Annotated in this window: 8 protein-coding genes; 4 read left to right on the forward strand and 4 right to left on the reverse strand. The window is 67.7% G+C overall.

Features of this window, described 5'->3' with window-relative positions; translation table 11 throughout:
* The first annotated feature begins 93 nt into the window (after positions 1-93).
* Complete coding sequence (locus ACQRCJ_RS02890; RefSeq protein ID WP_168935331.1) at positions 94-1,002, forward strand: LysR family transcriptional regulator; 909 nt, start codon at positions 94-96, stop codon at positions 1,000-1,002.
* 159 nt (positions 1,003-1,161) lie between these two features.
* Complete coding sequence (locus tag ACQRCJ_RS02895) at positions 1,162-1,920, forward strand: 4Fe-4S dicluster domain-containing protein (RefSeq protein WP_168935332.1); 759 nt, start codon at positions 1,162-1,164, stop codon at positions 1,918-1,920.
* Positions 1,921-1,975: 55 nt separating this feature from the next.
* Here ACQRCJ_RS02895 and ACQRCJ_RS02900 read toward each other — a convergent pair whose 3' ends face one another.
* The 4 genes from ACQRCJ_RS02900 to ACQRCJ_RS02915 form a co-directional block, all read right to left on the reverse strand.
* Positions 1,976-2,398: a winged helix-turn-helix transcriptional regulator gene (locus ACQRCJ_RS02900; protein ID WP_297160001.1), complete on the reverse strand. Its 423-nt coding sequence runs from the start codon at positions 2,396-2,398 to the stop codon at positions 1,976-1,978.
* Positions 2,399-2,497: 99 nt separating this feature from the next.
* Entirely contained in the window at positions 2,498-2,971 is a 474-nt protein-coding gene (locus ACQRCJ_RS02905) for a hypothetical protein (RefSeq protein ID WP_168935333.1), read from the reverse strand.
* Between the two features lie 16 nt (positions 2,972-2,987).
* Positions 2,988-4,349, reverse strand: coding sequence for a vWA domain-containing protein (locus tag ACQRCJ_RS02910; RefSeq protein WP_303932245.1), 1,362 nt, complete (start codon positions 4,347-4,349; stop codon positions 2,988-2,990).
* Positions 4,350-4,552: 203 nt separating this feature from the next.
* A complete protein-coding gene (locus ACQRCJ_RS02915) occupies positions 4,553-5,545 on the reverse strand; it encodes an ATP-binding protein (RefSeq protein ID WP_427799335.1) in 993 nt (330 codons plus the stop codon).
* A 107-nt stretch (positions 5,546-5,652) separates the two neighbouring features.
* On the opposite strand from ACQRCJ_RS02915, the gene ACQRCJ_RS02920 reads away from it, so the two are divergent.
* Both ACQRCJ_RS02920 and ACQRCJ_RS02925 read left to right on the forward strand, forming a co-directional pair.
* The gene (locus tag ACQRCJ_RS02920) at positions 5,653-5,832 is read left to right on the forward strand and encodes a hypothetical protein (protein WP_427799336.1); all 180 of its coding nucleotides are present in this window, start codon (positions 5,653-5,655) and stop codon (positions 5,830-5,832) included.
* 1 nt (position 5,833) lies between these two features.
* Positions 5,834-6,217 (forward strand): class I SAM-dependent methyltransferase (locus ACQRCJ_RS02925; RefSeq protein ID WP_427799337.1); only part of this gene is annotated, 384 nt, incomplete at its 3' end.

Raw genomic sequence — 6,217 nt, forward strand, 5'->3', positions numbered from 1 at the left:
AAGTGCTGCGCTTGCCTATAGCAAGGGGCCCTGATACGGTAAAATGCTTAGTTGATATCGTAGATATATCAAAAATGCATAACAGGAGAGCGCATGGAGCTGAACTGGGAGCTTTGCCGGATATTCTACCAGGTGGCGCGCTGCCGCAATTTCAGCCGGGCGGCGGCCATGCTGTTCACCAGCCAGCCCGCGGTATCGCGCTCCATGGCGGCCCTGGAGCGCGAGCTGGGCTGCCGTCTGTTCATCCGCAACCGGCGCGGCGTGGAGCTCACGCCCGAAGGCCGCATGTTCTACGCCCATGTGGAGGCGGGCTGCGAGCAGTTCCGCCGGGGCCGGGAAGAGCTGGAGCAGGCCGTGGGCCTGCAATCGGGCAGCATCGCCCTGGGGGCCAGCGAGACGGCCCTGCGCCACTGGCTGCTGCCGCGGCTGGACCGCTTCCATGCCCTGTATCCGGGGGTGCGGCTCCGGCTGTTCGGCGGTACGTCCCGGCAGGCCATCGATGAACTCAAGTCCGGGGCCATCGATTTTGCCGTGGCCGCCGTGCCCGGCGGCGGTTTCCGGGCCCTGAAGGAGACGCGCCTGTGCCCGCTGCGGGACGTCTTCGTGGCTTCGTCGGCCTTCGGGCAGCTGCGCGGCAGGGACGTGCCCCTGGATGAAGTGATGCGGCACCCCTTCATCTGTCACAAGCAGGGCAGCCTCACTTTCGAATTCCTGGAGAGCATGTGCAAGACGCGGGGCGTGGACTTTGCCCCGGCCATGGAGCCGGACACTACGGGGCTGGTGCTGGATCTGGCCCGGCACGGCCTGGGCATCGGTTTTTTGCCGGAAGTGGCCGCCAGAGAGGCCCTGGCCGCCGGGGAGGTGTTCGCCCTGCGGCTCGCGGAGGAGCTGCCGTCGCGCAGCATCAGCCTGCTGGAATACGACGGCCATACCCTGAGCCTGGCCGCACGCCGCCTGCGCGACATGCTCACCGAAGACGCTGCGGCCGGGGACGCGCTGTGAGGACTTGAGCCGACAGGGCTCAGGCCGTCCTGCCGCAGGGCGGGGACGTTGTTCCGGGGTCGCTTTGCCGGAGCATAGTGGCTCATGGCCGGCTGATTTTGTTGGGGGATGCCGTGGTTACGGGCTATGCTGCCGCAAAATCATGCAAAGGAGACATCCATGAACGTCACAGCCCTGTATTTTTCTCCCACCGGCGGCAGCAAGCGCTCCGCGCTCAGCCTTGCCGCGGCCCTGGCTCCTGAAGGTTTTGCCGAGCTGGACATCACCTGTGGCGCCGTTGCCGGGGATTTCGGTCCCGGGGACGTCGTCGTGTTCTCGGTGCCCTGCTATAACGGCAGGGTACCGGAAGTGGCCGCCGGGCGTCTGGAGCAGGTGCACGGCCACCGGACCCCCTGCATCATCAGCATCACCTACGGCAACCGTGACTATGATGATTCCCTGCTGGAACTGCAGGACATCGTGCAGCGTCAGGGCTTCATCGTCCAGGGCGCGGCGGCGCTGGTGGGGCAGCATACCTTCGGGGAGATCCAGGTGGGGCGTCCCGATGCCGGGGATGCCGCCGAGAACCGCCGCTTCGTGCAGCAGCTGCTGGCAGCCAGGCAGGGCGATCTTGCCTCCCCCGTGGCGCTGGCCATCAAGGGGCAGCGTCCGTACCGGGGAGAGGGCAGGGGCGTGGGTTTCGTGCCGCTGACCTCCGAGGCCTGTACGGACTGCGGCCTGTGCGCCTCCCTGTGCCCTGTGCAGGCCATCGCGGCCGACCATCGCAGCATCGACGGCACGCGCTGCCTTTCCTGCTTCCGCTGCATCCGCAGCTGCCCTGCGGGGGCCAAGCACATGGATGTGGAAAGCTACCTCGATTTCGCGCGGGATTTCAGCCGGCGCCTGAAGGCTCGGCGGGAGAACGAATACATCTTTTAGAAGAAGCCCGGAAACGGGCAGATGCGGAAAGGGGCGGGAGACCGCCCCTGTTTTTTTACAGAGGGCAGCCCCCGACCTTTTTGCAGGGGGGCAGGGATTCTTCCGGCAGGGGGCAGTAGCGCACGGCCCAGCAGCAGATGCTGCGCAGTATCTTGTGGGCGGAGGCACCCTTTTCGCTCAGGGAGTATTCGACGCGCGGCGGTATCTCCTTGTACTGGCGCCTGTCTACGATCCGGTCGTTCACCATGTCCCTGAGGGTGGCGGCAAGCACGGCGTCCGTCAGGCCGTCGAGGTTGTCCCTGATCTCCTTGTAGCGCAAGGTGCCGCTGGCACCCAGCAGGCAGATGATGCGGGTCTTCCATTTTCCGTTGAAGATGTCCAGCCCGTATTCGAGCGGGCACAGGGGCTGCGTGCCTTCCTTGTTCCTGGCCATGTCATGTCCTGCGGCTTCATGATTCGCGATGGCGGATTGTTCCATGATTTCCTGCCGGAGCGCAAGCTGTCCGGTGATCCGGGAGCATCGCGATCCGGCAGGCAGGCTGGAGGAAGGGCAAAAGAAGAAAGATCCCGGGCAGGCCTAGGCCTTGCCCACGGCTTCCAGAAAACGCTGGCCGAGGATGGCCGGAGCCACGGAGCGCAGGGCCGTACCGCCCAGCTCCAGGCTGTTTTCCTCATGCATGGGGCGGCTGGCCCCGGCCCGTTCCAGTTCGCTGGCAAAGGCTTCGCGCAGCAGGCGGAAGGAGGCCTCCACTTCGGGATAGCTGTTGTCCTCACGCCAGGGCAGGCGCAGGCTCTGGCTGCCGTGCCGCCCCTTGTGGGACGGGATGGAGAGCTGGTAGCAGGGCCGCTCGCCTGCATCGTCCTGTCCGGCCCGTTCGTGCTGCCCGGGCCAGCAGTGTTCCTGCCAGGATTCCGGCGGTTCGGGGATGAGCGAGGTGATGCTCAGCGGCGGCGTGGCCAGCTGGCGTTCGAAGTCTTCCAGGGTGACGGTATAGGTCAGGACAGGGCGCAGGTTGCCGCGCTTTTTTTCTATTTTCCAGGTGATCCGCATACAGGCTCCTTGATGGTCAGGCTCCGGCGGGCAGGCGCAGCAGCTCGCCGAAGGGGGGCTGTTCCCCTCCCTGTCCCCAGACGGCCCAGAGCAGGGGGCAGGCGGGCTCGTCGGGAAAGGACGAACATTCCAGATCCGTGAACCAGAGCAGGCAGGCCGGACGCAGGCCGTTGTCGTCCAGCCAGCGGCCCACGGGCCTGAAGTCCGTACCGCCACCGCCCACGGGGACCAGATGCAGGGGCAGGTCCTGCCGCCGGAAGGTCTGCACGGCCTGCACGCGGCTGTCGTGGAAGATGACCACCAGCTCCGTCTCGTAGGCGGCGAGGATGGACGACAGCTCCTCGCAGAACAGGGAAAGGGCGGCATCGTCCACCGAGCCCGAACAGTCCACGGCCACGGCCAGCTGCGGGATGCGCTGCTCCTGCCGTCCGGGCAGGTAGATGCCGTGATGCAGGTAACGCCGGTTGGGCGCGCTCCAGGTGTAGTCGTTGAGGGCGCAGTTCTCCAGAAAGCGGCGCAACAGGCCGCGCCAGTCCGTGCCGCCATCGTGGCGGCCGCCGCGCAACAGGCGGCTGAAGCCCGCGGGCTCGCGGCCCATGTGTCGCGCCCGTTGCAGGGCCTGCTCCAGACGCAGCTCGGCCTCCTGTTCCGCCTTGCGGCGCGCGTCTCCCTGGCCGTCTTCCAGCAGGGGATGGTCACGGACCTCACCGGAAAAATACGGGACAGGCTGCTCCCTTTCCGGCTTGTCCCCGGCAGGGCGGGCGGTGCCCGCGGCTTCCGGGGCGGCTGCCTCGTCAGTCTCTCCTGCACGGGAGGGCGCGGCCGCGGGGGCGTCCTGCCGCTCCCGGCCGTCATGTCTCTGCTGGTCGGAGCCCTTTTCCCGGGGGCTGCGTCCGGCGGCCTGCTGTTGCGCGCCGCCGTGCAGGGGCGTGTCCTGCAGGGAGGCAAGACGGATGTAGACCTCGTCCACGCTGAGTCCCGCATATTCGGGATGTTCCAGATGGCCCTGCGGCAGCCGGAATCCGGCACCGAGCAGCAGGGCGTCCACCACCACGTCGCAGGCCTCGTTCCAGATCCGGGCATCGCGTCCGTTGCGCCGGACATGATGGGCGCAGGCCAGATGCATGACTTCGTGGGCCTGGGCCCCCACCAGCCGCTCGTGGGGCAGGGTGGCCGCCCAGACAGGATTGAAGCCCAGCGTGCGGCCGTCGGTCCAGAGGTGGCGGCAGGTGCTGTCCGGCTTCAGGGCCAGATGCAGGGCCAGGGAGCCGAAAAAGGGCTGCCGGAGCACCAGGTCCGCCCGGGCCCGGATCATTGCCGTGAGGGCGCGCTGCTCCAGAGGGGGGGCCGGAACGTCCGCCGCAGGGCTGTGGCGCATGCCCTGTGACGCGGACGGGCGCTCCGGCCGGGGATCCTGCCGTGTCGTCCCGGGCGTTTCCGGGGAAGGCGGGCATACCGCGGCGTCTGGTGTGGAGCGGGTGTCTTTGGCCGCGGGGGCGGGAACCCGGCGGCTGACGGAGGAGGGGACACGCACGCCCCGGGAGAGGGGTGCACGGGGCAGGGCAGGAAGATCGTCCCTGTTCACATCAGGACCTCGGCATTGTCGCGGGCCCAGCGGGCAAAGGGCTCGCTTTCCACCACGGCGGGATCCTGCCGGACGGCATCGCGCATGAGCAGCACGCCGAACTCGGCGGGCAGGCGTCCGGCATAGGCGGCCAGGGCTTCCATGGTAGCGGGCGCGGTGCGCAGGGCCAGGGCCTCGCACAGGGCGTAAAGGGAGGCCGGGTCGGCAGGTACGGGGGCTTCTTCGGGATCGCTGAGGACGCTCTCCACACTGGGCAGGTGGCGCCATTCCCGCAAAAAGCCGCTCAGTTTCGCCGCGGCCGCCTGACCTATGGTCCCGGCCAGCAGCTCTTCTTCCAGCGGGCCGTCCGGGGCGGCATCGAGGATGCGGGAGGCGAACTCCCAGGAGCGCGGCGAGGCGAAGGCCCTGTCCGAGGAACGGGGATCGAAATCATGCAGCAGGCGCGGCCGGAAGCGCAAAAAAGCCTGGATCTCCTCGCGGATGCCGTTGTTACGGGCCCAGTCCAGCCAGTCGTCGATATGGCATTCCACATCCAGATGCACCATGCGGTTGGCCAGGGCCGAAGGCATGCGGTAGGTCACGGCCCGGTCGCTCTCGCGGTTGCCCGCGGCCACCACGGCCCAGCCGTCGGGCAGGCGGTACTGGCCCACGCGCCGGTCGAGGATGAGCTGGTAGCAGGCGGCCTGTACCAGAGGGGGGGCGGCGTTGAGTTCGTCCAGGAAGAGGATGCCTTCCTCCGTGTCCTGCGGATGGGGCAGGAATTCCGGCACGCACCAGGAGGTGATGCCCTCATCGCTGATGCGGGGCAGTCCGCGCAGGTCCACCGGGTCCAGCAGCACGGCGCGCAGGTCGTAGAGCTTGCGGCCCTGGCGGCGGGCCACGTCGGCCACCAGCCGGCTTTTACCTACACCGGGCGGCCCCCAGAGGAACACGGGTTGCCGGATGCGCACCAGATGATGCAATGCCTCACAGACGTGGCTGGGTCTCATGCAGGGGTCCTTTTAAATAAATTGAATTTCATTTTCAATTAAGATATACGGGAAGGGCATGCAAGGCAAGTTTTTTCTGGGGGGGGGCCGCATGCAAGGAGCAAAGCATGGATATCTGGCAGCATATCATCCGCCCCGGGGACGTCTGGGGGCGTTTTACCCTGTACCTGAAGCAGAACGGGCAGGCTGCCGTGCAGCGGGAGGTCGTGCGTTCCCTGCGGCTGCGGGTGCGCGACGTGGTCCTCGATCTGGGCGGTATCGGCCGCCACGGTGCGCAACCGCCATGACGTGGCCCGGGGCAGGATCCGCATTTGCCGGGGCGCGTTCCCCGCCCTGCCGTTCCCGGCGGAGATGTTCCACGTCATCACCGCGTTCGAACCCGCGTTCTGGGCAGGCGATCTGTCCGCCTGCCTGCGCGAGATCCGGCGTCTGCTGCGTCCCGGCGGCCAGTGCGTGCTGGTGTGCGCGGATGGACGGGAAAACGGCCGCCCCGTACCGGCCGGGCATACGGTGGACGAGCTCAACGCCCTGGCAGACAGGGCCGGGCTGCTGTGCCTGCCGCCCCTGCGTTTGCGGCGCAAAGGTCGTGTGGTCCTGCACTGGTTGCAGCCTGCCTGCGACCTGTGCCGCCCCATGCCGCTGGACGTGTTCCCGGCGGGCTGGGCCCAGGCC

It is taken from the genome of Desulfovibrio sp. SGI.102, from assembly GCF_050314315.1.
GTDB lineage: Bacteria > Desulfobacterota > Desulfovibrionia > Desulfovibrionales > Desulfovibrionaceae > Desulfovibrio.

Coding starts and splice junctions, on each gene's coding strand:
- ACQRCJ_RS02890 (WP_168935331.1), top strand. CDS start 94: ATGGAGCTGAACTGGGAGCTTTGCCGGATATTCTACCAGGTGGCGCGC.
- ACQRCJ_RS02895 (WP_168935332.1), top strand. CDS start 1,162: ATGAACGTCACAGCCCTGTATTTTTCTCCCACCGGCGGCAGCAAGCGC.
- ACQRCJ_RS02900 (WP_297160001.1), bottom strand. CDS start 2,398: ATGGAACAATCCGCCATCGCGAATCATGAAGCCGCAGGACATGACATG.
- ACQRCJ_RS02905 (WP_168935333.1), bottom strand. CDS start 2,971: ATGCGGATCACCTGGAAAATAGAAAAAAAGCGCGGCAACCTGCGCCCT.
- ACQRCJ_RS02910 (WP_303932245.1), bottom strand. CDS start 4,349: ATGCGCCACAGCCCTGCGGCGGACGTTCCGGCCCCCCCTCTGGAGCAG.
- ACQRCJ_RS02915 (WP_427799335.1), bottom strand. CDS start 5,545: ATGAGACCCAGCCACGTCTGTGAGGCATTGCATCATCTGGTGCGCATC.
- ACQRCJ_RS02920 (WP_427799336.1), top strand. CDS start 5,653: ATGGATATCTGGCAGCATATCATCCGCCCCGGGGACGTCTGGGGGCGT.